We start from the raw sequence: 366 nt of genomic DNA on the forward strand, positions 1-366 counted from the left end.
GCACAGTTGAGAGATTGGAGCAGAAAGTCGATGAACTTTCTGCCTCACCAAAGAACGCAGGAGCGGAAACCGTTCCTGCAAGTAATGACACAACCAAGTTGGAGAAATCAATCATTGCTATGTTTGGCAAGGAAGAGGAAGTCAGAGGTAAAATATCCAAATTAAGAGATGCCATTGTTGTTTTTGCTGACCTTATCAAGGCTGAACTCGGCAAAAATGAGCAGCGAAGCAAGCTCTTGGTTGATGCTGTCAAGCAGATGAGACAAGAGAATGATGTTTTCTCAAAGACATTGCAAGATAAACTTGAAGTAATGAACAAATCACCTCAAAAGAAGGTTGTAACCCATCGCTTCGAGCCAACCTCAA

General features: G+C 42.3%; 1 pseudogene. It reads left to right on the forward strand.

Annotation, left to right across the window (positions count from 1 at the left end):
- Positions 1-366, forward strand: a pseudogene (locus KSW37_RS15895) (hypothetical protein); the annotation flags it as partial.

It is taken from the genome of Segatella copri, assembly GCF_019127135.1.
In the GTDB taxonomy this organism is placed as follows: domain Bacteria; phylum Bacteroidota; class Bacteroidia; order Bacteroidales; family Bacteroidaceae; genus Prevotella.